The sequence below is a fragment of the Nonomuraea sp. NPDC049655 genome (genome assembly GCF_044465465.1).
Taxonomy (GTDB): domain Bacteria; phylum Actinomycetota; class Actinomycetes; order Streptosporangiales; family Streptosporangiaceae; genus Nonomuraea.
The window spans coordinates 890,645-912,116 of record NZ_JBITLS010000002.1 but is presented as its reverse complement, the minus strand read 5'-3'; the positions used below and the strand labels follow the sequence as shown (position 1 = coordinate 912,116).

Below are 21,472 nucleotides of genomic sequence, written 5' to 3'. Positions count from 1 at the left end.
GTAAGAAGCATGGTAAGTGGGCATTCGGTGAGGAAAGCGATGCGACCGTTCACTCGGTGTCACCGCCACGACATGCCCCTGATTGCGCCGGGCGGGACAACCGGGGAGTCCTAGCCGCGGGCTTCCCCCTTTTCACCCGGAGGTGCGGATTCGTGGACGTCACGACCGCTCGTCAGCGGCTCGAAGACATGCTCGCGGAGCTGGACCGCTCGATCGGGGTCCTCCAGGGCGACCCCGTCGCGATCCGTGAGCACTCGGCGGCCGACGCGGGCTCCGACCTCACCGACGCCGACCGCGCGCAGGCCATGCTCACCGTGGCGACCGCGCAACGCCGCGCGGTGACCGAGGCGATCAGACGCCTGGACGAAGGCGCGTACGGCAGGTGCGTCGACTGCGACCAGCCGGTGCCCGAGGGCCGGCTGGAGGCTCGCCCGGAGGCCGCCCGCTGCGTGCCGTGCCAGGGAAGACGCGAACGCCGCCGCTGACCGCGGAAGAACCGGAGGCCGCCGGACGAGGAGAACGGCGGCCCTGGGAACGGCCGGCGGCCCCCGGAAACCGACCCGCGGCCCGCGCCCCCGGACACCGACCCGCGGCCCCCGGACACCGGCCGGCGGGTCAGTCAGCTCTTGCGGGCGCTGGCCACCAGGTGGATGCCCACCGTGTCGTCGTCGTCGGGATGGGCGTCGAGCTCGGTGCGCACGAGCCAGGTCAGGGCCCGCCCGTCGGACCCGAGCACGTGGTCCACCGTGGACGGCGACAACACCGTGCGCGGCCGCATCCACTCCACCTCCAGCCCGGCCCCCATCAGCAGCTCGCGGAGCTGGCCGCTGCTGAAGCAGCGCGTGATGCTGCCGTCGGGCCAGGGCACCAGCATGACCTCGCCGGTCTGCCGCAGGTGCTGCCACTGCTCCTGCTCGGCCAGGATCGCCATGCCGAGCACCAGCGAGTCGACGCACACCAGCGCCCGCCCGCCCGGACGCAGCACCCTGGCCACGTCGCTCATCGCCGACTCGGCCATGAGCTCGATCGACATCGCGCGTTCCTCGGCGACCACCGCGTCGACGCTCTCATCGGGAAGGAACGCCAGATCATCGGCGCGCACGTGCCGAACCCGGTCGGCGTCCCGCAAACGGGACTGCGCGTCCACGGTCCGGCGGAAGTCGAGCACCTCGATCACCCGGTGTCCCGCCCTCGCGGCCTGGCCGGACCAGCGTCCGCGGCCGCCGGACAGATCGAGGATCACCGACGGTTCGCCGGGGAGCCAGCGGTTCAGTTGCTCGGCGGCGACGGCGCGGTAGAAGGTCCAGTACGGCCCGAGCGTCCCAGAGCCGTTCAGTTCCTCGGCCGGAATGGGCAGCACACGCGACTCCTGAGTTCCGGAAAAAGGGCTACCAGCCGGTACGTATGGACGTTCCCCGCACCGGGTCCTCTGTACCTTCTATCTTGCGGGAACAGACAAGGGCGCGGGCGTGTTGCGACGAGCATGCTCACATTGGAAAGACCGCGCCCCGATGACCAGGAGGTCATCGGCCAGCGGGTATTCTCCCCTGAGTACGGTGTACCGCCACAGCCGGCCACCGGTGATCTTAGGGGGGTGGGTCCGGTGCCCGCGACAGGCGCGGAGACTCTGGAGCAGCGCAGCGAGCGGTTCGAGCGCGACGTCATGCCGTATCTCGAACAGCTCTACTCCGCCGCGCTCCGGATGACCCGGAATCCAGCGGACGCGGAGGACCTGCTTCAGGAGACCTTCGCCAAGGCGTTCGCGTCGTTCCACCAGTTCCAGGAGGGCACGAACCTCAAGGCGTGGCTCTACCGGATCCTGACGAACACGTTCATCAACAGCTACCGCAAGAAGCAGCGTGAGCCCAAGCAGTCCGGCACCGAGGAGATCGAGGACTGGCAGCTCGCGCGCGCCGAGTCCCACACCTCGAGCGGGCTGAAGTCGGCCGAGGTCGAGGCGCTGGAGCACCTCCCCGACGGCGACATCAAGCAGGCGCTCGCGGCGCTGCCGGAAGAGTTCAGGATCGCCGTCTACCTCGCCGACGTCGAAGGCTTCCCCTACAAGGAGATCGCCGACATCATGGGCACTCCCATCGGCACCGTGATGTCCAGGCTGCATCGGGGACGCAGGCAGCTCCGGGGCCTCCTTGAGGACTACGCCCGCGAGCGCGGCCTGGTCCCCTCGGAGGGATCGAAATGAGCTGTGGCAACCCGCACGACACCGACTGTCGCGAGGTGCTGGACAAGGTCTACGCCTATCTCGACGGCGAGCTGACCGACGGTGACGTCTCCGACATCCGCGTGCATCTCGACGAGTGCAGCCCGTGCCTGAAGGAGTACGACCTCGACAAGGCGGTCAAGGCGCTCGTGGCCAAGCACTGCGGCTGCGACCCCGTCCCCGCCGATCTGCGTTCCAAGGTGCTGGCGCGGATCGAGCAGGTGAGGTCGGAGCTGGCCGACTAGGATTCACGCCATGCGCGTCCTAGTCACCGGTGGTGCCGGTTTCATCGGGTCGAATCTCGTCGACCGCCTGCTCGCGGACGGACACGAGGTCGTCGCCGTAGACGACCTGTCCTCCGGCAGCAGGGACAACCTGGTCAACGCCGCCGAGAGCGACCGTTTCAGCCTGCACGTCCTCGACGTGCGCGACCCGGCGATCATCGGGCTGGCGGCCGAGCTGCGGCCCGAGGTCATCTGCCACCTGGCCGCCCAGATCAGCGTACGCAGGAGCGTCGCCGACCCCGTCCACGACGCCCGGCTCAACGTCGAGGGCACCGCGTCGGTGCTGACGGCGGCCAAGGAGGGCACCACGCGCAAGGTGGTGTTCGCCTCGTCGGTCGCGGTCTACGGCCGGCCCGCCACGATCCCCGTGCCCGGCGACGCGCCCACCGACCCACGCTCGCCGTACGCGGCCTCCAAGCTGAGCGCCGAGATCTACCTGGCGACCTTCCGCGCCCTGTACGGCCTGGAGTACACCACGCTGGTGCTCTCCAACGTCTACGGCCCGCGCCAGTCGCCCGACGGCGAGGCCGGCGTCGTGTCGATCTTCACCGACGCCCTGCTCAACGGCACCCCCACCGTCCTCTACGGCGACGGCACCCAGACCCGCGACTACGTCTACGTCGACGACGTGGTCGACGGCTTCGTCCGGGCCTGCGGCAGCGAGGGCAACGGCCGCCGCTTCAACCTCGGCACCGGCATCCAGACCACCGACAGGCGCCTGCACTCGCTGATCGCCGACGCGGCCGGGGCCCAGGACAAGCCGGGCTTCGCGCAGCCGCGCGTCGGCGACCTGCCGGCGATGGCCGTCGATCCGGTGCCCGCCCACGAAGGGTTGCGCTGGGAGCCGCGCACCGACCTGCCGACCGGCGTGAAGAGCACCGTGGCCTGGGCGCGGAGTCGCGCCAGGTAGTTGCTTGATTACACTTTGCTTGCGATTTCCCGCTCGGCCCGTACGGTGACGTCCTGTTCTGTAGCGTGAGCTCCAGAAGTCGACGTGGAGGCATGTGGGATGTTGAAGGACAGGTTCACCCGGTCGCTCGCCGCCGTCATCGTGCTCACCTCGATGGTGGCCCTGGCCGGCATCGGCGCGCTTCCGCCAGGGGTTTCCTGGACCTGACCGCCGTAGGGGGCCGCAATGCGTGACCTGCCCTGGCCCGCGAGGGTCTACCTGGTCGCCGTGATCGCGGCGGCGGCCGCGCTCATCGGGCACAGCGCGATCGTCTCCGGCCCGCTCGTGGCGCCGGAGAAACTCGACATCCTGCTGGTGCTCGGGCTGCTCTTCCTGGTGTGCGAGTCGATGCCGACGCTGCTCAACGTGGAGCAGTTCGCGGTGTCGGTGAGCTTCTCGGCGTCGCTGGCCGCGGTGGTGCTGATCGGGCCGGAGGGCGCGGCGCTGGTGGGGCTCACCGCCGCGGTCAGCGTGCGCCCGGGGCTGCCGCTGATCAAGCGGCTGTTCAACGGCGCGCAGTTCGCCGTCTGCGGCTACGCCTCCGGCTGGGTCTACGAGTGGCTGCACGGCGCGGTCGGGGTGCCGCGGGTCAACGAGTTCGACAGCCTCATCGGCCCCTACGCCGCCGCGACCGCCGTGTTCGTGCCGCTCAACATCGTGCTCACGCTGACCATGATCAGCCTGGCGACCAGCGTGCGGGCCACGGAGGTGCCGCTGCGCGGCATGGTCCAGTTCCTGCTGTCCTATCTCGGTTACGGCACGTTCGGGCTGCTGGTGGCCGGGTTGTGGGCGACCGTGCAGTCGATCTCGGCGGTGCTGGTGCTGATGCCGCTGTTCGTGGCCCGGTGGGCGTTCGGCCAGTACCACGCCCAGCAGCGCTCCTACGACGCCACCATCGCCGCGCTGTGCCAGGCCGTCGAGACCAAGGACTACTACACCCGGGGCCACTGCACGCGCGTCTCGCTCGCCTCCAGCATGATCGCCGAGGAGATCGGCATGCGGCTCGAACGCCTGCGCGCCATCCGCTACGCCGGCATGCTCCACGACGTCGGAAAGCTGGGCGTGCCCACGAAGGTGCTGCAGAAGGACGGCCCGCTCACCGAGGGGGAGCTCGCCGCGATCCAGCTCCATCCGATGCGCGGGCTGGAGATCGTCCGCGGCATCGGCTTCCTCGACGAGGCCTACGCCGGGATCATGCACCACCACGAGCGTCACGACGGCACCGGCTACCCGATGGGCCTGGCCGGCGACGAGATCCCCGAGTTCGCCAAGGTGATCGCGGTGGCCGACGCGTTCGACTCGATGACCTCCGACCGTTCCTACCGGGGGGCGCGCCCGGTCGAGGTGGCCGTGGAGGAGCTGCGCAAGTGCTCCGGCACGCACTTCGACCCGGTCATGGTGGCCGCGTTCATCCGGGCGCTGGAACGCAATCCCTGGCAGCCGCCGCGCCGGGTCGAGGCGCCCCCGCCCGACGCCGCCGAGGCGACGATCAAGGACCACGACGATCCGACGATGCCGATCCAGGTCGTGAGCGGGCCATGACCACCACAGAGCGCGTCCGGCGCGCCGACCGGGCACCGGCCACCGTCCTGCGCCGGCTCGACTCCGGCCAGTTGCTGCTGATCTGCGCGGCCGGGCTGGTCGCCGTCGCGGGCGTGGCGCACACGGCGGCTGTCGGGCTCGACCGTCCCGAGATCGCCATCGGGTTCGGCGCGTTGATCGCGGTCGGCGAGCTGGCCCGGCTGACCATGCCGGGCAACAGGGAGGTCGCGCCCATCGGCGCCGCCGCGGCGCTCGGCTACACCCTGCTGCTCGACCTCAGCCAGAACCAGTTGCGCCACTCCGCGCTGCAGGTCGTCGCCGTGATCGCGGTCGGGATGATCGCGGGCGCGCTGCCCCACCTGGCCGTCGGCCGGCCGCCGCGGCTCGACGCGATGGCCCGCCGCCTGCTCACCGGCGCGCTGCTGGCCTTCGCCTTCCGCCCGCTGGCCGACCCGCTCTACCAGCTCACCAAGCCGCCGCCGGGCGCCCACACCTGGTGGCCGGCGCTCGTGGTGATGGTCTCGCTGATCACGGTGACGCTGCTGGTCGACGTGCTGATCGCGGCGCTGCTGCGGGCCGAGCGGCTGCGCACGGCGTTCCGGGTGGCGGTGCGCGACGAGATCAACATGGCGTTCCCGCTGGGCGCCGCGGTGGCCGCCTCCGGCGTGCTGCTCGCGCTCGCCACGCACAGCATGGATCTGGTGGCGTTGCTGGTGTTCGCCGCGCCGCTGCTGGTCACGCAGGTGGCCTTCCGCAAGTACGCCGGCATCCGCGCCACCTACCTGCAGACCGTCCGCGCCCTGTCGCGGGTCACCGAGGTCGGCGGCTACGTCGAGCCAGGCCACTCGCGCCGGGTGTCCCGGCTGGCCGTGGCGGTCGGCCGGGAGCTGGGCATGGCCGAGCCCGAGCTGCTGGAGCTGGAGTACGCGGCCCTCATGCACGACATCGGCCAGCTCTCGCTGCGCGACCCCATCCCGGGCGGCGCCACCGTGCTGGCCGATCCGGAGCAGGCGCGGCGCATCGCCGAGCTGGGGGCCGAGGTGATCAGGCAGACGGGCGTGCTCGACCGGGTGGCCGAGGTGGTCCGGAGGCAGTGCGACGAGATCGCCGACGACCCGCCGCTGTCCAGCCGCATCATCAGGGTCGCCAACGCCTACGACGACCTGGTGGGTCCGTCCACCGATCGCGACCGGTCGGGGGCGGCGCTGGAGCGCATCGGGCTCACGGCGGGCAGCGCGTACGACGCCGCCGCGCTCGACGCCCTGACCCGGGTGGTCGGCAGAGGCCGCGTGTAGCCGATGCCCGCCTTTGTGGGGTTCCTACAGATCATTCTCCGCTGATCGGTACTTCACGAGAAAAGGGACGAGCCGACGCCGGTCATAGGGTTGTCCGCGTGACTGCTGAGACGCTCGGACCCGTTCTGATCGCCAACCGGGGGGAGATCGCCCGGCGGATCATCCGTACGGTCAGGCGCATGGGCCTGCGTGCCGTCGCCGTGCACTCCGAGGCCGACGCCGGGCTGCCGTTCGTGCGCGAGGCCGACGAGGCGGTGCTGATCGGCCCGGCCGACCCCGCGCAGAGCTATCTCGACCCCGCCAGGGTGCTGGACGCGGCCCGCGCCACGGGAGCGGGAGCGGTTCATCCCGGTTACGGCTTCCTGTCGGAGAACGCCGCCTTCGCGCGGGCGGTGATCGAGGCCGGGCTCGTGTGGATCGGGCCGTCGCCGGAGTCCATCGACCGCATGGGCGACAAGATCAACGCCAGGAACCTCATGGAGCAGGCGGGCGTGCCCGTCGCCGCGGGGGCGACGCGCTGGCCGGGCCCGCGGTCCTGCTGGAGCGCTACGTCGAACGTGCCCGCCACGTCGAGGTGCAGATCCTCGGCCTGCCCGACGGCCGGGTGCTGGCCCTGGGCGAGCGCGACTGCTCGGTGCAGCGCCGCCACCAGAAGGTCGTCGAGGAGTCGCCGTCCCCCGGCATCGGGCCCGAGCTGCGCGAACGCATGCTGGCCGCGGCCGTGCGGGCCGGCGAGGCCGTCGGCTATCTCGGCGCGGGCACGGTCGAGTGCCTGGTCGACGCCGACGCCCAGGACTTCGTGTTCCTGGAGATGAACACCAGGCTGCAGGTCGAGCACCCGGTCACCGAGCTGGTCACCGGCCTCGACCTGGTGGAACTGCAGATCCGCGTGGCCGCCGGGGAGAGCCCGGAGATCACGGTGGCGCCGCAGGGGCACGCGATCGAGTTCTGGGTCTACGCCGAGGACCCCAAGCGTTTCCTGCCCGGTCCCGGCCGGATCACCACCTGGGACGAGCCCACCGGCGCCGGCATCCGCGTCGACTCCGGCTACACGGCGGGCGACACGGTGACCATGTTCTACGACCCGCTGATGGCCAAGCTGTGCGTGCTCGGGACCGGCCGGACCGAGGCGCTGGAGCTGGGCCGCAAGGCGATCGCGGAGTTCACCGTCGAGGGGCCGAGGAGCAATCTGCCCTTCTGCGCCGAGCTGCTGGAGAACCCGGCATTCGTCGCGGGAGACTACGACACGGGTCTGGTCGGGCGAATGCGGGCCTGACCCGGTCGACATTGTCAATGACGTCGGAAGAGGAGAGCGCCGGTGGCCGAGGTACGCGCCGAGATGGTGGCGAACGTGTGGAAAGTGGTCGTCCGGGAGGGCGAGGCGGTCTCCGAGGGGGACACGCTGGTCATCCTTGAGTCGATGAAGATGGAGATCCCCGTGCTCGCCGAGGACGCGGGCGTGGTGTCGCAGCTCAAGGTGGCCGAGGGCGACGTGATCCAGGAGGGCGACCTGATCGCCGTCATCGACTGAGGCGGGCCAGGAACCTGGCGCGGTCGACGACCGTCCGCTCGACCGTGCCGCGGCCCACGAGTGTGCCCTGCCGGTCGCGGGCCTCGAAGGCGAAGACCAGGCGCCGGCCGTCGACGGCGGTGAGCTCGGCGGTGAGCTGGACGTGGTCGCCGACGGCGCTGGCGGCCAGGTGTTCGAGCTCGACCCGGGTGCCGACGGACGTCTCGCCCTCGGCCAGGTGCGGGCGCACGGCCTCGACGGTGGCCCGTTCGGCCAGCGCGAGCAGCCTGGGCGTGGCCAGCACGGGCACGTCGCCGCTGCCGGCTCGCTCGGCTGTGTCGGATCTCTCGACCATGGTGAGCAGTTGCGAGCGGAGGCCAGGTGAGAGCGTCATGGGGGTCAGCCTACCGAGGGCGGTTCTGATCTCCTGGAAACGCGGACAACACCGCCCATAAGGCTCCAGGATAGGGTTTGTACGGCTTGCGGCATATGAGTGGCATATGGGGCTCCTGAGACAGGTACACTCTCGGAGTTTCCGTGACCACTGTGTTACCTCACCGCGACAAAAGTTCGCTTTGTTGGAGAACCGCGGGGTGGGCGAGGTTACCGATGTAGGGGGGTAGCGGGGGAGTCATGGTGGCCCAAGGCACGACGCTGGCGGGGCGGTATCGACTGGATACCCGCATCGGCGCCGGCGGCATGGGCGAGGTGTGGCGAGGCGAGGACATCGTGCTCGCCCGCACCGTCGCCGTCAAGGTGCTGCTCCCAGGCCGCATGGATGATCGGGGGTTCGTCGCCAGGTTCCAGGGGGAAGCCAGGGCGATGGCCACGATCAACCATTCCGGCGTGGTCGACGTCTACGACTACGGGGTGAGCGGCGACACCGTCTACCTCGTGATGAAGTTCGTGGACGGGGAGCCGCTCGACCGGCTGCTGGCCCGGCTCGGCCGGATCCCGCCGCAGGCCGCCATGGAGCTCATCGCGCAGGCCGCCTCGGCCCTGCAGGCGGTGCACGACCAGGGAATCGTGCACCGCGACGTGAAACCGGGCAACCTGCTCGTCCAGCGCGACGGCACGCTGGTGCTCACCGACTTCGGCATCGCCCGTTCCGACCTGGCCAACCGGCTGACCGACGCCGGCATGGTGCTCGGCACGGCCGCCTACTGCGCGCCCGAGCAGGCCGAGGGCGCGCCCGTCACCCCGGCCGTGGACATCTACGCGCTCGGCGTGGTCGCCTACGAATGCCTGGTGGGACAGCGGCCGTTCGACGGTGACAGCGCGGTCACGATCGCGCTCAAGCACATCCGCGAGGCCCCGCCGCCGCTGCCCGCCGACATCCCGCCGCAGATCCGGACGCTGGTGGAGGTGGCGCTGTCGAAGGACCCCGCCCGGCGTTTCCCGACGGCGAAGGCCATGAGCGAGGCGGCCCGCGCGGCCGGTCAGGGCCAGGCGATCACGCCGGTGGCCGAGATCGCGCCGCCGGCCACGGGCGCCACGATGGCCGCGCCGCCCGAGTCGTACCAGACCGGCGCCTACCAGGCGGGCCACTCGCAGCCGACGGGCGCCCACCAGCCGGGCCAGCCGCCCGCCTACCCGGGAGGGCAGCCGCCGGCCGGAGCCGGCGGGTTCCAGACGGGGGCGCACCTGCCCGCGTCGTCGGAGGAGACCACCGCCGCCGTCGGCGAGCGCCGGCCGGGCGGCCGCCGCGCCGCCAAGGCGCCGCGCAGGACCGGCCTGGTCGTCGGCCTCGCGGTCGCGGTGGTGCTCGGCGTGGGGGCGGGGGCGGTCGCGCTGACGGGCATGGTGCCCGGCGCGCCGACGCCGACCGTCACGGCTACCCACGACGGCAACAGCGACGACATCCCCGGCCCGACGAAGACCGGTTCCAAGAAGCCCAAGCCTTCGACGACGCCTCCCACGAAGCCGCCCACGACGCCCACCACCAAGCCGCCCACGCGCGTCGAGACCGAGGAGCCGACGGAGACCGAGGAGCCGACGACCACGCCCACCACCACCCCGACCACCACGAAGGGACCGACCAAGTCGCCGTCGAGCACGCCGACGCCGACGGTCAAGAACATCACGGTGCCCAAGGTCGCCGGGCAGCCCTTCCTCAAGGGGCAGGAGATGGTCGAGGCTGCGGGGCTGCAGGTGCGCGTCCGCGACTCGTCCGTGACCACCGACGACCCCGCCTGCCGCAGGATCACCAAGACGGTGCCGGCCGGCGGCACGGTCGTCCCGGAGACGAAGGTGGTCACGCTCTACGTCATCGACGGCATCTGCACGACGCCGTCGCCGTCGCCGTCCCCCACGGCGACGCCGAAGTCGTAGGGGGTCAGATCCCCGTGGTGTTGCGGGGATAGGCGATCTGCGGGTCGGTGGCGATGTTCACCATGTACGGGATGCCGGAGTCGAACGCCCTGCGCAGCGCCGGCCCGATCTCCGACGGCTTGGTGACCAGCTCGCCGCCGCCGCCCAGCGCGGTCACGACCTGGTCGTAGCGGCACTGCGGCTGGAGGTCGGCGGCCACGTCGTAGCCGTACAGGAACCGCATGGGGTGCTTCTCCAGGCCCCACATGCCGTTGTTGCCGCAGATCATGACGACCGGCAGCCGGTGGCGGACGAGGGTGTCGACGTCCATCAGGGAGAAGCCGGCGGCGCCGTCGCCGAGCAGGAGCACGACCTGCGAGGACGGGCGGGCCAGGCGGGCGGCGATGGAGTAGCCGAGCCCGGTGCCGAGGCACCCGTACGGGCCGGGGTCGAGCCAGTTGCCCGGCTGCTTCGGCTCGACGTACTTGCCGGCGTAGGAGACGAAGTCGCCGCCGTCGCCGATCACCACGGCGTCGTCGGCCAGGACCTTGCCCAGCTCGCCGTAGATGCGCATGGGGTGGATCGGGTCGGTGTCGGCGGCCAGCAGCTCGGCGTCGTCCTCGATCGCCGCGGCGGCGGCCTCGGCCAGCGTGGAGGCCCAGGAGGCGTACGAGCTGGGCTTGACGCCCGCGTCGCCGCAGGCCGTGCCGAGGCTCCACAACACCACCGACAGGTCGCCCGCGGCCTTGGCGGCGGGCTGCATGTGGGTGGCGAGCTGCGAGGGCGCGTCGGCGATGTGCACGACGCGGGCCAGGGGCGCGCCGTCCTTGCCGCCGAACCCGCCGTAGCCGAGCCGGAAGTCGAGCGGGGCGCCGATCACGATGACCAGGTCGGCCTGGGAGAAGGCCACGCCGCGGGCGCGGGTGACGAGCAGCTCGTGCCCGGCGGGCAGGATGCCGCGGCCCTGGCCGTTGGGGATGACCGGCAGCCGCCAGGTCTCGGCGAAGTCGCGCGCGGCCTCCTCGGCCCGGTCCATCCACACGTCGGAGCCGTAGACCAGCACCGGGCGCTCGGCCTCGGACAGCAGCCGGGCGATGGCGGCCAGGTCGGCGGGGTCGGGCTCCAGCGGCGAGGGCGACTGCGTGTGCACCTCGTGGGCGGGCGAGGGGGCGAACAGGTGGTCCATGTAGAAGTCGAGGAAGACCGGGCCGCGCTGGGGCGCGACGGCGGTGCGGAAGGCCGACTCGACGTCCTGGCCGATCGAGTCGGCGCCGGAGGCGGTGAACGACAGCTTGGTGATCGGGCCGAGCAGCGGCGGGTGGTCCATCTCCTGGAGGGCGCCGCTGCCCCAGCGCGACTGCGGCGCGCGGCCGCCCATGACGACCACCGGAGAGCCGTTGAAGTGCGCGGTCGCGATGCCGCTGACGCCGTTGGTGATGCCGGGCCCGGCGGTCAGCACGGCCAGGCCGGGCTTCCTGGTCAGCCGGGCCGTCGCCTCGGCGGCGAAGACCGCGCTCTGTTCGTGGCGCACGTCGAGGATGCGCATGCCCTCGTGGACCGCGCCGTCGTACAGCGGGAAGACGTGGCCTCCCGAGAGGGTGAACATGGTCTCGACGCCGTAGGCCTTGGACACGGCGACGGCGACGTCACCGGCGTGCTTCGCAGACTCCATGCCGGGAACTTACCAACCAGTGATAAGAGTAAACAGATCTCAAGAGTTGTGTCCGGCCGCGTCCTAGCCCTGTCCACAGCAGACGCGGACCGAGCCCAGCGGCGCCCGCGCCTCGATCTTCCGCGGCGCGCCCTTCACCGCGTCGACCTCCACCTCGGTACGGCGGCCCTCGGTCGTCACGTCGTAGGTCTCCGGCGGCAGCCGCAGCTCGACGTCGCCGGTGGCCCGCGCGACGGCCCTGACCGTGAGCGGCGGGTTGGCGAAGTCGAGCCGTACGTCGCCCGAGCCGGTCTCGACGTCGGCCTGGCCGCCGAGCATCGCGTCGCCGGAGACGGACCCGGAACCGGACCTGGCCCAGACCTCGCCGGTGACCCCCGCGGCCCGGACGTTCCCCGACACGGTCGTCAGCCGCACGGCGCCGACCACGCTGTGGACCCCGAGGTCGCCGACGGTCGTCCGGGCCTCGACCCCGGTCTCGAAGGGCACCAGCAGCGTGTAGTCCGCCCGGCACACCGGACCGTCCGGCCGGGGTGCGGTGCCGCACCGGATGTCCAGCCGCAGGGTGTCGCCGTTCCAGTCCTCGGTGATCACCGGCCGGTCGATCGAGGTCCAGTTCACGGACCGGGAGATCGTCAGCTCTCCCGCGGGGCCGGGCACGATCTCGACGTTCACCTCGCCGCTGCCCGTGGTGACCTTCAGCGTGTCCAGCGCGAACGGGACCGTCCTGGCCCGCGTCTCCTGCGGCGCGGTGGCGCGGGCGAACCCGTTCCAGACCAGCAGCACGGACAGCAGCAGGGCGGTCACCGTCGCCACGGTTCCCGCCGTCAGCCAGATGGCCCTCACGGCATGCTCCTGATCTTGAGGAACTGCAGGACGGCGAGGACCCGGCGGTGATCGCCCTCCGCGGGGGACAGGTCGAGCTTGGTGAAGATGTTGCCGATGTGCTTGCCCACGGCCCCCTCGCTGAGCACGAGGGCCTGGCCGATGCCGGCGTTCGAGCGGCCCTCGGCCATGAGCTTGAGCACCTCGTGCTCGCGGGGTGTCAGCCGTTCCAGCGGGTCGCTGTCGCCGCGCAGCAGGAGCTGGGCGACGACCTCGGGGTCGAGGGCGGTGCCGCCGCCGGCGACCCGGCGCAGGGCGTCGATGAACTCGGCCACGTCGGCCACCCGGTCCTTGAGCAGGTAGCCGACGCCGCCGGCCGCCGTGGACAGCAGGCGGGCGGCGTAACGTTCCTCGACGTACTGGGAGAGCACCAGCACGGCCAGGCCGGGATGCTGGCGGCGCAGCACGAGAGCGGCGCGCAGCCCCTCGTCGGTGTGCGTGGGCGGCATCCGGACGTCGGTGATCACCAGCTCCGGCCGGTGCTCCTCGACGGCCCGCAGCAGGCCCTCGGCCTCGTCCACGGCCGCCACCACCCGCATGCCGGACGCGTCGAGCAGCCTGATCAGCCCCTCGCGCAGCAGGACGGAGTCCTCGGCCAGCACTACTCGCACGGCAGCTCCACCTCGATCGTGGTCGGCCCGCCGAACGGGCTGGACAGGCGCAGCGTCCCGTCCACGGAGTCGATGCGCTGGGCCAGGCCGCGCAGGCCGGTGCCGCCGTCCAGCCGGGCGCCGCCGCAGCCGTCGTCGTGGACGAGCACGCGCAGGCGGTCGCGCTCGCGCCGGACGGTCACCTCGGCCCTGGTCGCGGCGGCGTGTTTGGCGATGTTGGTCAGTGCTTCGGACACGATGAAGAAGGCCACCGCCTCGATGGTCGGGGAGGCGCGCCGGTCGATGTCGACGCGCAGGCGTACGGGGAGAGGGGCGCGGGCCGCGACGCCGGACAGCGCCGCGTCGAGCCCCTGGTCGTTGAGCACGGCCGGATGCAGGCCGCGGACGAAGTCGCGCAGCTCCTTGAGCGCCTGCTTGGCCTCCTCGTGGGCCCGCTCGATCGCCTCACGGGCGGGCTCGGGCAGGTCGGTGAGGGTGGCCCTGGCCAGGCCGAGGTTCATGGCGAGCGAGACCAGGCGCTGCTGGGCGCCGTCGTGCAGGTCGCGCTCGATCCTGCGGCGCTCGGCGTCGGCGGCGTCGATCACGCCGGCCCGGCTCTCGGTCAGCGTCTCGATGCGCTGCCCCAGCTCGGTGCGGCTGGGCCCGAGCAGCGTGCGCGCCACCGACAGGTCGAGCGCCGCCATGCCCCTGGCCAGGACCGGAGCGAGCAGCAGCAGCGCCAGGCCGGTCGCCGTGGAGATCCCCACGATGACCGGATCGCGCAGATCGACGAGGAACACCAGCGGCGGCGCCTGCACCCGCGGCGGCACGAACGACAGCAGCCCCACCACGGCCCCGCCCCACGCCAGCGCGACGAGGAAGGCCGCCGCCGCGCCCACGAAGGGCGACAGCAGGTGGTAGGCGATCTGCCGCCAGGTGGCCGCCCTGCGCCAGCCGGCCGGCGCCACCGGCGGCGGGATGCGGACGTCGAGGAAGGCCGCGAACCTGGACCGCTGCACCCGGGTGAACACCGGGACGCCGTGCCGCAGCAGCGGCGGGGCCACGGCCAGCAGCAGCGTGAGCCCACCGAGCACCACGGCGACCGGCAGCCCGGTCATCACGTGGGACGTGTCGAGCCAGGCACGCGCCGACCAGGGACGGGGGACTTTCATGCGTCAAAGGTATTGACCCACCAGACCCCTACGAAATGGGCCTGGTGTGCCGGTGGACGGTAGAGCTAACCCCACCCTCGAACAATTGCCGCGCACCGAACATCTCACTCCCCAACAGACCAAGGGGAGGTTCGGATGTTCGCAGCAGGGGTCGCCGCGCTGGCGGCCGCGTCCACGGTCCTGGGCGGGTTACCGCACGGCATGTTGTTCCTGGAGAAGCACCCGCCCGCCAAGCAGTGGGAGACCTACACCGTCAAGAACTCCGCCACGCTGCCGCTCCAGCTCGACCCGTGCCTGTCGCACCGGCGGCGGGACGGCGGCCGGCTGATGGCGCGGGCCGTCCTGTACTCCAGCGAGGACGAGATGAAGTACGAGCAGCTCGTCGTCTACCGGAGCGTCCGGCACGCCAAGGCCGCCATGCGCGTCCTGCGCGCGGACCTGCGGCGCTGCGCCGACGTGGGTAAGGGCGTCAACCGCCACCGCTACTTCACCAAGCCCCTGGAGGTGGGCGACGACGGCCTGCGCGCCGGCGGCCGGTTCTTCGAGAGCGGCGAGCACGCGGTCGCGGTCAGGCGCGGCGCGGCCCTCTACATCGCCGGCGAGTCGGCCTGGCCCACGAAGAGCCTGCCGCTCAAGGGATTCCGGGGTCTGATCGACCAGGCGCGCCGGATGACCGTCAAGGTCTGCCGCCTGCCCGAGGCCGCCTGCTAGAGCACCCCCACCCGCCGCTTGAAGGCGGACGGGTCGAAGGAACCGCCCAGCGTGGCACCCAGCCCCTCGCGCGCCAATCGGGCGAACGCCTCGCGGCCGAGTCGCCCGGCCCCTTCGGGCAGCACTCCCGCCAGCGGCCGCGCGGCCAGCATCTCCAGGTCGGCGACGTTGCTCCGCTCGATGATCCCGGTCTCCGGCGGCCAGCGCCCGATCACCACGCCCGCCGGGTCGAGCCCCCGGTGTGCCAGCGCCTCCAGGGTCAGCGCCGTGTGGTTGAGCGCCCCGATCCCGGCCCCCGCCACGACCAGCACCTGCGCGCCCACCAGCCGGGCCAGGTCGGCGATCGTCGCGCCGTCCTCGTCGAAGCGCACGAGCAGGCCGCCGGTGCCCTCCACGACGACCAGCCGGTTGCTCTCGGCCAGCTCCTCGACGAACCGGGCGGCGGCCGGCAGCGACACCGGCGGCACCCCGGCCACCCGCGCGGCGGCGGCCGGCGAGAGCGGCTCGCCGAAGCGCGCCAGCTCGAACGTGGTGCTCACCCCGGAGAGCCGGATCACCTCGTCGAGGTCGCGCCCGCCGCCGGTCTGCGCCGGCTTCACCACGGCGACGGACGACCCCCGCTCCCTGGCCAGGGCGGCCACCGCGGCCGTCACGACGGTCTTGCCCACGCCGAAGTCGGTGCCGGACACGACGAGAACGCTCATCGTCCCAGCCTAGAAGCCGCCGCCCGCCATCCCGGTCAGGGACGCCGCAGGCGCGTGACGAACTTGTACCGGTCGCCGCGGTAGAGGGACTGCGCCCACTCCACCGGGTGGCCGTCGGCGTCGAAGGCGTGGCGGGTCAGCAGCAGCATCGGCAGGCCGACGTCCACGCCCAGGGCCTTGGCGTCGTACGGGGTGGCGAGCACGGTCTCGATGATCTCCTCGGCGTCCGTGAGCCGTACGTTGTAGGCGTTGTGCAGCGTCTCGTACAGGGAGGCGTGCACCTCCAGCTCCCGCCGCAGGCGGGGGAAGCGCCGCGCGGACAGGTGGGTGGTGTCGATCGAGACCGGCTCGCCGTTGGCCAGCCGGAGCCGGTGGATGCGCAGCACCCGGCCGCCGGGGTTGATGGCCAGCCGCCGCGCCAGGGCCTCGTCCGCGGTGATGTAGCCGATCTCCAGGATCTTCGTGTCCGGCTCCAGGCCGGCCGTGCGCAGGTCGCCGATGTAGGAGGTGAGCTGGAGCACCTGCGCCACCTTCGGCTGGGCCACGAACGTGCCCTTGCCCTGGATGCGCAGCAGCCTGCCCTCCACGACCAGCTCGGTCAGCGCCTGGCGGACGGTGGTGCGCGAGGTCTCGAACCGCACGGCCAGCGTGCGCTCGGGAGGCAGGGCGGTGCCCGCGGGCAGGCTCTTGGTGAGCTCCAGAAGACTGCGTTTCACGTCGTAGTACTTGGGAACGCGGGGGCCGTCGTCGGTCACGCTCTCACCTTCACTTCTGGCACGGCGGTGAGGGCGTGTCTGATCACCGCGAGATCATCGGAACTCATATCGGCCCGAGCGGTCAACCACCTGGGAGGACGGCATATCCGCACGGAGCGCGCACACCGCCAAGTACGCGCGAATCCGGGCAGCTCAGACTGATTGTGAAGGATATCCACAGCTGCGTGCGCGATCGCAACCGAGGCCGGTGTCAGGCCCGCGTCGTCGAGGAGCCACCCGCCCGTGTCGATCACCTCCGGCAATGCCCGTGAAGCCCCGTCATGGGGATCGGGCGATCCCGCCGTGTGACGGTTCTCACAGTACGAGATTCCCCGAAAGTCGCGCCGGGTGCACGGCGACGCACCCGTGCCGCCCGCCCGTGGCGTCTTCACCGGGCAGGAGCTGCGCATTCGATCAGGGGGTCGGTTTGGCTGTTGGCGGCGAAAGCACGCATGATGCACTCGTGCCGACTCTCAGCGACCTCGTCGCCCGCCACACCGCACTCGACGAGGCGGACCTCGACTGGCTGCACTCGCTGGTCTCCGACTGGCAGCTGCTGGCCGACCTGTCCTTCGCCGACCTCATCCTGTGGGCGCCGCTGCTCGGTGAGAACGGCTGGATCGCCATCGCCCAGATGCGCCCCACCACCGGCCCCACCGTCTACCACGACGACATCGTCGGCAGCGTGGCCGCCAAGGGCGAGCGCCACCTCATCGACACCGCCTGGAACGAGCGCCGCATCTGCCGCGAGGGCGATCCCGACTGGTCCACGGGCGTCCCGGTGCGCGAGGAGACGATCCCGGTGCGCCGGGCGGTCGACAACGGCGAGGGCCGCTTCCTCGGGGTGATCCAGCGCTCCACGAACCTGTCCTCGGCGCGCACCCCGTCCCGGCTGGAGCTGACCTACCTGCAGAGCGCGTCGGACCTGGCGCAGATGGTGGCCGAGGGGCGTTTCCCGTTCTCGGGGGAGGAGCCCATCCTGGTGCGCTCGCCGCGCGTCGGCGACGGCCTGCTGCGGCTCGACCGGGCCGGGCGGGTCACGTACGCCTCGCCCAACGCGTTGTCGGCCTACCGGCGGCTGGGCCTGCACGCCGACCTGGTCGGCGCCGAGCTGGGCCGGGTGACGGCGACGCTGTGCTACTCCGACGAGCCGATCAACGAAGACCTGATGATCGTGGCCAGCGGGCGGGCGGCCAAGGAGACCGAGGTCGAGTCGGGCGGCACGATCGTGCAGCTCAGAGCCATCCCGCTGATCGTCGGCGGCGGTCGCATCGGCGCGCTCGTCCTCATAAGGGACGTCACCGAGCTGCGGCGGCGCGAGCGCGAGCTGATGACCAAGGACGCCACGATCCGCGAGATCCACCACCGCGTGAAGAACAACCTCCAGACGGTCGCCGCGCTGCTGCGGCTCCAGGCGCGGCGCCTGCAGGTGCCCGAGGGCCGCGAGGCGCTGGAGGAGGCCGTGCGCCGCGTCGGCTCGATCGCCATCGTGCACGAGACGCTGTCGCACGCGCCGGAGGAGTTCGTCGACTTCGACGAGATCGCCGACCGGGTGATCGCGATGGCGGGCGAGGTGTCGGCGGCCGAGGCGGCGGTCACGCCGCGCCGGGTGGGCGCGTTCGGCGTGCTGCCCTCGCTCATCGCCACGCCGCTGGCCATGGCGCTGACCGAGCTGCTGCAGAACGCGTTGCAGCACGGGCGTCCCAAGCGGATGGAGGTGCTGGTCGAGCCCGCCCCCGACCGGCTGAACGTCACCGTCTGGGACGACGGGCGCGGCCTTCCCGCGGACTTCGACCTCGACAAGTCCACCAGTCTGGGGCTGCAGATCGTCCGCACGCTGGTGGAGGGGGAGCTGTCGGGCAAGCTGACGATCGAGCCGCGGGAGGGCGGCGGCACGCACGTCGGGTTGTCGATCCCGTTGCCGTCCGCCTGAAGAGCCTGAAGAGTCCGCCGGGCCGGGCGACCGTCGTCGAGGGCGGCGCCCGGTCCGTGCGAGCCTGGCCGCCGCGTGCGCGACGCGACGGGGTCTTGGCGGAAACGTCGATCACGCCAAGCTGGGCGGCTCCTGCGGGGAAAGCAGGGTCGATCGGAGGTGGATCAGACGGGGCAGATCAGGTGAGGCAGATCAGGCCGAGGCGCGGGCGCGGGCGCGGGCGGTGCGGCGCTTGAGGGCGCGGCGCTCGTCCTCGCTCAGACCGCCCCAGACGCCGGCGTCCTGTCCGGACTCCAGCGCCCACTTCAGGCAGGCGTCGACGGCCGGGCAGGACCGGCAGACCTGCTTGGCCTCTTCGATCTGCATCAGGGCAGGGCCGGTGTTGCCGATCGGGAAGAACAGCTCGGGGTCCACGTCACGGCAGGCAGCTCGGTGGCGCCAGTCCATGCGTCCACTCCTTAGTAGATGGAACCTTTGGTCGGCTCCGTGCGGCTACTACTTTGTGAAGAGTTTCACTAACTCGCGCGAACAATTACCCGGATCCAGGTGTTGGACCGGGGTTGTCCGCCTGACGGCCGGAGGGCCTTGGGGTTGTTAAAGGTCCTACGTTCCGACGTCAGTCTTGAGCCTTCCAGCCACGCAGAGTGCACGCAAGGGGGTTGGGGCGAAGTTTTGGCGGTTATGGATGTCGGATGCGTCACACAATGACCGAATGTAACCAGCTAGACCAGAACTTGTAACGCGTTCGGGGTAGACCGGAACGTTACGGATTCGCGTTCGCCCAGGTAGTCCCCGTCCAGCTGGAAGGCCACGGGACGGTCGGCGGCGAGGGTGAACTCGGCCTCGTCGTGCAGCTGGACGAGGTGTTTGCCGGACGGGACGGCGTCACTCTCCGTGAGGATCTGCCGGATCAGCCCGGCGATCTGGACGGGCCCCATCCGCCTCAGCCCGAGCAGGTCGAGCCCGGTCTCGAAGCTCGCCCACGGCGTCGGCGTCACCGGCTTGGCTCCCAGGTACGTCCACGGCGAGGTGTTGGAGATGATCGCCATGAACACGCCGTCGGCCGCGGGGATGCCCGGCCCGGTCAGGTTCATCGGAGCGTGCCGTTTGTCCGTGGCCAGATAGTGCCGCAGAGCGGTGTTCACATACCGGGCGGGAGTGGCCTTCCTCCCGGTGCCGCGCAGGCCCTCCACGGCCCGTACGACCTCGGCGTCGTACCCCATGCCCGCGCAGAACGTGAAGTACCGGCTCTCTCCCTCCCAGAGCGCGTGGCCCAGGCCCACGGTCCGGCGCCGGCCCTCTCTCAGCGCCTCCAGGACCGCGCCGGTGGCCTCGACCGGGTCGTTCGGCAGCCCGAGGGAACGGGCGAACACGTTCGCGCTGCCGCCGGGGATCACGATGAGGCCGGGACGGCCGGAGCTCGGATCGTCGGCCGGCGGGACGTCGTGGCCGTCGACCGGGTTGAGCAGGCCGTTGACGGTTTCGTTGATCGTGCCGTCGCCGCCGAGCACCGCGACCACGTCGAAGCCCTTGGCGCGGGCCGTGGCCGCCAGCGTCGCGGCGTGCCCCCGGTAGCCGGTCTCCTCCACCGACAGCTCCACGGCCGCGCCCAGCGCGCGGATCAACACGTCCCTCGTGCGGGCGTTGGTGGTGGTGGCCTTGGGATTGACCAGCAACATTGCGCGCATATCGCCAGCGTAGTCGCTGATCGCCCACTCGCTCGGGGTGGGGGAACATCCCCGGCGGGACCGGACCCGGGGGCGGATAGGGTTTGGCTGTGTCGAAGCGTCCGTGGAGTTTGCTCGTCGCCGCCGTCGTCGTGGCCCTGGAGGGGCTCATCGCGCTCGGGCTCGGGATCTACGTCGCGGTGGAGACGGTGGTGAGCACCCCTGACAGTCTCACCACGGCCATCGCGGAGTCGGCCTTCGGGCTGCTGATCGGGGCCGGGCTGCTCTGGGTCGCCTGGGGCGGCCTGCTGCGGGCGGAGCGGTGGGGGAGGTCGCCCGGCGTGGTGACGCAGATCTTCCTGCTGCCCGTCGGGGGCACGCTCATCCAGTCAGGTCAGCCGCTGATCGGCGTGCCGCTGATCGTGCTGGCCCTGACCGGGCTGGGAGCGCTGTTCGCGCCCCCCACCACCCATGCGCTCTACGGGGACGGTTAGTCCTCCGCGGTCAGCCCCTCGCGCAACTGGGCGAGGGTACGGGCCAGCAACCGGGACACGTGCATCTGCGAGATGCCGAGCTCGGTCGCGATCTGCGACTGCGTCATGTTCCCGAAGAACCGCAGCAGCAGGATGCGCTTCTCGCGCGGCGGCAGCCGTTCGAGCAGCGGCTTGAGCGACTCGCGATACTCGACGCCCTCCAGCGACTCGTCCACGATGCCCAGCGAGTCGGACACCGCCGGGGCGTCGTCGTCGCCGGAATCGGGCGCGTCGAGGGACACCGTGGAGTAGGCGTTGGCCGACTCCAGGCCCTCCAGCACCTCCTCCTCGGTCATCTTGAGGTAGGCGGCCAGCTCGGCGACCGTGGGCGCGCGGCCCTCGCGCTGCGACAGGTCGCTGATCGCCTTGGTCAGCGAGAGCTTCAGCTCCTGCAGGCGGCGCGGCACCCGGACCGCCCAGCCCTTGTCGCGGAAGTGCCGCTTGATCTCGCCGACGATGGTGGGCGTGGCGTAGGTGGAGAACTCCACCCCGCGCTTGAGATCGAACCGGTCGATCGACTTGATCAGGCCGATCGTGGCGACCTGGGTGAGGTCGTCGAGCCACTCGCCGCGGTTGCGGAAGCGGCGGGCCAGGTATTCGACCAGCGGAAGGTGAAGCTCGACCAGCTCGTCCCTGATGCGCTGGCGTCGCGGTTCCTCGGGACCCAGCTCGGCCAGCTCGGCGAAGAGCAAGCGGGCGCGAACCCTGTCGGGCACGGCGTGTTCGCTGGTGGCCATGGCTCCAG

Annotated in this window: 23 protein-coding genes and 1 pseudogene; 13 read left to right on the top strand and 11 right to left on the bottom strand. The window is 71.5% G+C overall.

Annotated features, from left to right (window positions below; translation table 11 throughout):
- Positions 1 to 152 precede the first annotated feature (152 nt).
- A complete protein-coding gene (locus ACIBQ6_RS09630; RefSeq protein ID WP_358289010.1) occupies positions 153 to 485 on the top strand; it encodes a TraR/DksA C4-type zinc finger protein in 333 nt (110 codons plus the stop codon).
- 134 nt (positions 486 to 619) lie between these two features.
- Here the strand turns inward: ACIBQ6_RS09630 and ACIBQ6_RS09625 are convergent, their stop codons facing one another.
- Positions 620 to 1,360 (bottom strand): methyltransferase domain-containing protein, encoded by a 741-nt coding sequence (locus ACIBQ6_RS09625; protein ID WP_352322877.1) that lies wholly within the window; start codon positions 1,358 to 1,360, stop codon positions 620 to 622.
- A 123-nt stretch (positions 1,361 to 1,483) separates the two neighbouring features.
- Here ACIBQ6_RS09625 and ACIBQ6_RS09620 point away from each other — a divergent pair, with 123 nt between their 5' ends.
- The 8 genes and pseudogenes from ACIBQ6_RS09620 (at position 1,484) to ACIBQ6_RS09585 (ending at position 7,819) form a co-directional block, all read left to right on the top strand.
- Positions 1,484 to 2,200: a sigma-70 family RNA polymerase sigma factor gene (locus tag ACIBQ6_RS09620; protein ID WP_387654924.1), complete on the top strand. Its 717-nt coding sequence runs from the start codon at positions 1,484 to 1,486 to the stop codon at positions 2,198 to 2,200.
- Positions 2,197 to 2,463 (top strand): mycothiol system anti-sigma-R factor, encoded by a 267-nt coding sequence (rsrA, locus tag ACIBQ6_RS09615; protein ID WP_352322878.1) that lies wholly within the window; start codon positions 2,197 to 2,199, stop codon positions 2,461 to 2,463. Before ACIBQ6_RS09620 ends, rsrA begins: the two co-directional genes overlap by 4 nt.
- A 10-nt stretch (positions 2,464 to 2,473) precedes the next feature.
- The gene (locus ACIBQ6_RS09610) at positions 2,474 to 3,412 is read left to right on the top strand and encodes an NAD-dependent epimerase/dehydratase family protein (protein WP_358289007.1); all 939 of its coding nucleotides are present in this window, start codon (positions 2,474 to 2,476) and stop codon (positions 3,410 to 3,412) included.
- Between the two features lie 225 nt (positions 3,413 to 3,637).
- Entirely contained in the window at positions 3,638 to 4,993 is a 1,356-nt protein-coding gene (locus tag ACIBQ6_RS09605) for an HD-GYP domain-containing protein (RefSeq protein ID WP_358289004.1), read from the top strand.
- Positions 4,990 to 6,288, top strand: a complete 1,299-nt coding sequence (locus ACIBQ6_RS09600) for an HD-GYP domain-containing protein (protein WP_397210930.1) — start codon at positions 4,990 to 4,992, stop codon at positions 6,286 to 6,288. Before ACIBQ6_RS09605 ends, ACIBQ6_RS09600 begins: the two co-directional genes overlap by 4 nt.
- A 179-nt stretch (positions 6,289 to 6,467) precedes the next feature.
- A pseudogene (locus ACIBQ6_RS09595) lies at positions 6,468 to 6,668 on the top strand (biotin carboxylase N-terminal domain-containing protein); the annotation flags it as partial.
- A 32-nt stretch (positions 6,669 to 6,700) separates the two neighbouring features.
- Entirely contained in the window at positions 6,701 to 7,564 is an 864-nt protein-coding gene (locus ACIBQ6_RS09590; RefSeq protein ID WP_397210929.1) for a hypothetical protein, read from the top strand.
- A 42-nt stretch (positions 7,565 to 7,606) separates the two neighbouring features.
- Entirely contained in the window at positions 7,607 to 7,819 is a 213-nt protein-coding gene (locus tag ACIBQ6_RS09585; RefSeq protein ID WP_358289001.1) for a biotin/lipoyl-binding carrier protein, read from the top strand.
- Here the strand turns inward: ACIBQ6_RS09585 and ACIBQ6_RS09580 are convergent.
- Positions 7,809 to 8,192, bottom strand: a complete 384-nt coding sequence (locus tag ACIBQ6_RS09580) for a thioesterase family protein (protein WP_358288998.1) — start codon at positions 8,190 to 8,192, stop codon at positions 7,809 to 7,811. The genes ACIBQ6_RS09585 and ACIBQ6_RS09580 overlap by 11 nt on opposite strands.
- 239 nt (positions 8,193 to 8,431) lie before the next feature.
- Here ACIBQ6_RS09580 and ACIBQ6_RS09575 point away from each other — a divergent pair, with 239 nt between their 5' ends.
- The gene (locus ACIBQ6_RS09575; protein ID WP_397210927.1) at positions 8,432 to 10,129 is read left to right on the top strand and encodes a serine/threonine protein kinase; all 1,698 of its coding nucleotides are present in this window, start codon (positions 8,432 to 8,434) and stop codon (positions 10,127 to 10,129) included.
- Between the two features lie 4 nt (positions 10,130 to 10,133).
- Here ACIBQ6_RS09575 and ACIBQ6_RS09570 read toward each other — a convergent pair whose 3' ends face one another.
- The 4 genes from ACIBQ6_RS09570 to ACIBQ6_RS09555 form a co-directional block, all read right to left on the bottom strand.
- Positions 10,134 to 11,780, bottom strand: a complete 1,647-nt coding sequence (locus ACIBQ6_RS09570; protein ID WP_397210925.1) for an acetolactate synthase — start codon at positions 11,778 to 11,780, stop codon at positions 10,134 to 10,136.
- A 63-nt stretch (positions 11,781 to 11,843) separates the two neighbouring features.
- A complete protein-coding gene (locus ACIBQ6_RS09565; RefSeq protein ID WP_397210923.1) occupies positions 11,844 to 12,623 on the bottom strand; it encodes a DUF4097 family beta strand repeat-containing protein in 780 nt (259 codons plus the stop codon).
- The gene (locus ACIBQ6_RS09560) at positions 12,620 to 13,273 is read right to left on the bottom strand and encodes a response regulator transcription factor (protein ID WP_352366075.1); all 654 of its coding nucleotides are present in this window, start codon (positions 13,271 to 13,273) and stop codon (positions 12,620 to 12,622) included. The genes ACIBQ6_RS09565 and ACIBQ6_RS09560 overlap by 4 nt, the downstream gene beginning before the upstream one ends.
- Positions 13,264 to 14,424, bottom strand: coding sequence for a histidine kinase (locus tag ACIBQ6_RS09555; RefSeq protein WP_397210921.1), 1,161 nt, complete (start codon positions 14,422 to 14,424; stop codon positions 13,264 to 13,266). Before ACIBQ6_RS09555 ends, ACIBQ6_RS09560 begins: the two co-directional genes overlap by 10 nt.
- Before the next feature lie 135 nt (positions 14,425 to 14,559).
- On the opposite strand from ACIBQ6_RS09555, the gene ACIBQ6_RS09550 reads away from it, so the two are divergent.
- Complete coding sequence (locus tag ACIBQ6_RS09550; protein WP_397210919.1) at positions 14,560 to 15,135, top strand: hypothetical protein; 576 nt, start codon at positions 14,560 to 14,562, stop codon at positions 15,133 to 15,135.
- Here ACIBQ6_RS09550 and bioD read toward each other — a convergent pair.
- Positions 15,132 to 15,839, bottom strand: coding sequence for a dethiobiotin synthase (gene bioD, locus ACIBQ6_RS09545; RefSeq protein WP_397210917.1), 708 nt, complete (start codon positions 15,837 to 15,839; stop codon positions 15,132 to 15,134). The two genes, ACIBQ6_RS09550 and bioD, sit on opposite strands and share 4 nt — an antisense overlap.
- Positions 15,840 to 15,874: 35 nt before the next feature.
- Entirely contained in the window at positions 15,875 to 16,594 is a 720-nt protein-coding gene (locus ACIBQ6_RS09540; RefSeq protein ID WP_125648113.1) for a GntR family transcriptional regulator, read from the bottom strand.
- A 463-nt stretch (positions 16,595 to 17,057) separates the two neighbouring features.
- On the opposite strand from ACIBQ6_RS09540, the gene ACIBQ6_RS09535 reads away from it, so the two are divergent.
- The gene (locus ACIBQ6_RS09535) at positions 17,058 to 18,527 is read left to right on the top strand and encodes a histidine kinase N-terminal domain-containing protein (protein WP_357985039.1); all 1,470 of its coding nucleotides are present in this window, start codon (positions 17,058 to 17,060) and stop codon (positions 18,525 to 18,527) included.
- 192 nt (positions 18,528 to 18,719) lie between these two features.
- On the opposite strand, the gene ACIBQ6_RS09530 is transcribed toward ACIBQ6_RS09535, so the two are convergent.
- Together ACIBQ6_RS09530 and ACIBQ6_RS09525 are read right to left on the bottom strand one after the other, a co-directional pair.
- On the bottom strand, positions 18,720 to 18,974 hold the full coding sequence (locus tag ACIBQ6_RS09530) for a WhiB family transcriptional regulator (RefSeq protein ID WP_113705541.1): 255 nt from the start codon (positions 18,972 to 18,974) through the stop codon (positions 18,720 to 18,722).
- A gap of 275 nt (positions 18,975 to 19,249) precedes the next feature.
- On the bottom strand, positions 19,250 to 20,215 hold the full coding sequence (locus ACIBQ6_RS09525) for a diacylglycerol/lipid kinase family protein (protein ID WP_397210915.1): 966 nt from the start codon (positions 20,213 to 20,215) through the stop codon (positions 19,250 to 19,252).
- 89 nt (positions 20,216 to 20,304) lie between these two features.
- Between ACIBQ6_RS09525 and ACIBQ6_RS09520 the strand changes: the two genes are divergently transcribed.
- On the top strand, positions 20,305 to 20,688 hold the full coding sequence (locus tag ACIBQ6_RS09520; RefSeq protein ID WP_364330865.1) for a hypothetical protein: 384 nt from the start codon (positions 20,305 to 20,307) through the stop codon (positions 20,686 to 20,688).
- Here the strand turns inward: ACIBQ6_RS09520 and ACIBQ6_RS09515 are convergent.
- Positions 20,685 to 21,464, bottom strand: a complete 780-nt coding sequence (locus ACIBQ6_RS09515; protein WP_352352343.1) for an RNA polymerase sigma factor SigF — start codon at positions 21,462 to 21,464, stop codon at positions 20,685 to 20,687. The genes ACIBQ6_RS09520 and ACIBQ6_RS09515 overlap by 4 nt on opposite strands.
- Positions 21,465 to 21,472 lie beyond the last annotated feature (8 nt).

Bases quoted from the DNA above. Each gene is read 5' to 3' on its own strand.
- ACIBQ6_RS09610 (WP_358289007.1), top strand. From the start codon at position 2,474: ATGCGCGTCCTAGTCACCGGTGGTGCCGGTTTCATCGGGTCGAATCTC.
- ACIBQ6_RS09600 (WP_397210930.1), top strand. From the start codon at position 4,990: ATGACCACCACAGAGCGCGTCCGGCGCGCCGACCGGGCACCGGCCACC.
- ACIBQ6_RS09530 (WP_113705541.1), bottom strand. From the start codon at position 18,974: ATGGACTGGCGCCACCGAGCTGCCTGCCGTGACGTGGACCCCGAGCTG.
- ACIBQ6_RS09605 (WP_358289004.1), top strand. From the start codon at position 3,638: ATGCGTGACCTGCCCTGGCCCGCGAGGGTCTACCTGGTCGCCGTGATC.
- ACIBQ6_RS09580 (WP_358288998.1), bottom strand. From the start codon at position 8,192: ATGACGCTCTCACCTGGCCTCCGCTCGCAACTGCTCACCATGGTCGAG.
- ACIBQ6_RS09620 (WP_387654924.1), top strand. From the start codon at position 1,484: ATGCTCACATTGGAAAGACCGCGCCCCGATGACCAGGAGGTCATCGGC.
- ACIBQ6_RS09550 (WP_397210919.1), top strand. From the start codon at position 14,560: ATGTTCGCAGCAGGGGTCGCCGCGCTGGCGGCCGCGTCCACGGTCCTG.
- ACIBQ6_RS09525 (WP_397210915.1), bottom strand. From the start codon at position 20,215: ATGCGCGCAATGTTGCTGGTCAATCCCAAGGCCACCACCACCAACGCC.
- ACIBQ6_RS09555 (WP_397210921.1), bottom strand. From the start codon at position 14,424: ATGAAAGTCCCCCGTCCCTGGTCGGCGCGTGCCTGGCTCGACACGTCC.
- ACIBQ6_RS09575 (WP_397210927.1), top strand. From the start codon at position 8,432: ATGGTGGCCCAAGGCACGACGCTGGCGGGGCGGTATCGACTGGATACC.
- ACIBQ6_RS09570 (WP_397210925.1), bottom strand. From the start codon at position 11,780: ATGGAGTCTGCGAAGCACGCCGGTGACGTCGCCGTCGCCGTGTCCAAG.
- rsrA (WP_352322878.1), top strand. From the start codon at position 2,197: ATGAGCTGTGGCAACCCGCACGACACCGACTGTCGCGAGGTGCTGGAC.
- ACIBQ6_RS09515 (WP_352352343.1), bottom strand. From the start codon at position 21,464: ATGGCCACCAGCGAACACGCCGTGCCCGACAGGGTTCGCGCCCGCTTG.
- bioD (WP_397210917.1), bottom strand. From the start codon at position 15,839: ATGAGCGTTCTCGTCGTGTCCGGCACCGACTTCGGCGTGGGCAAGACC.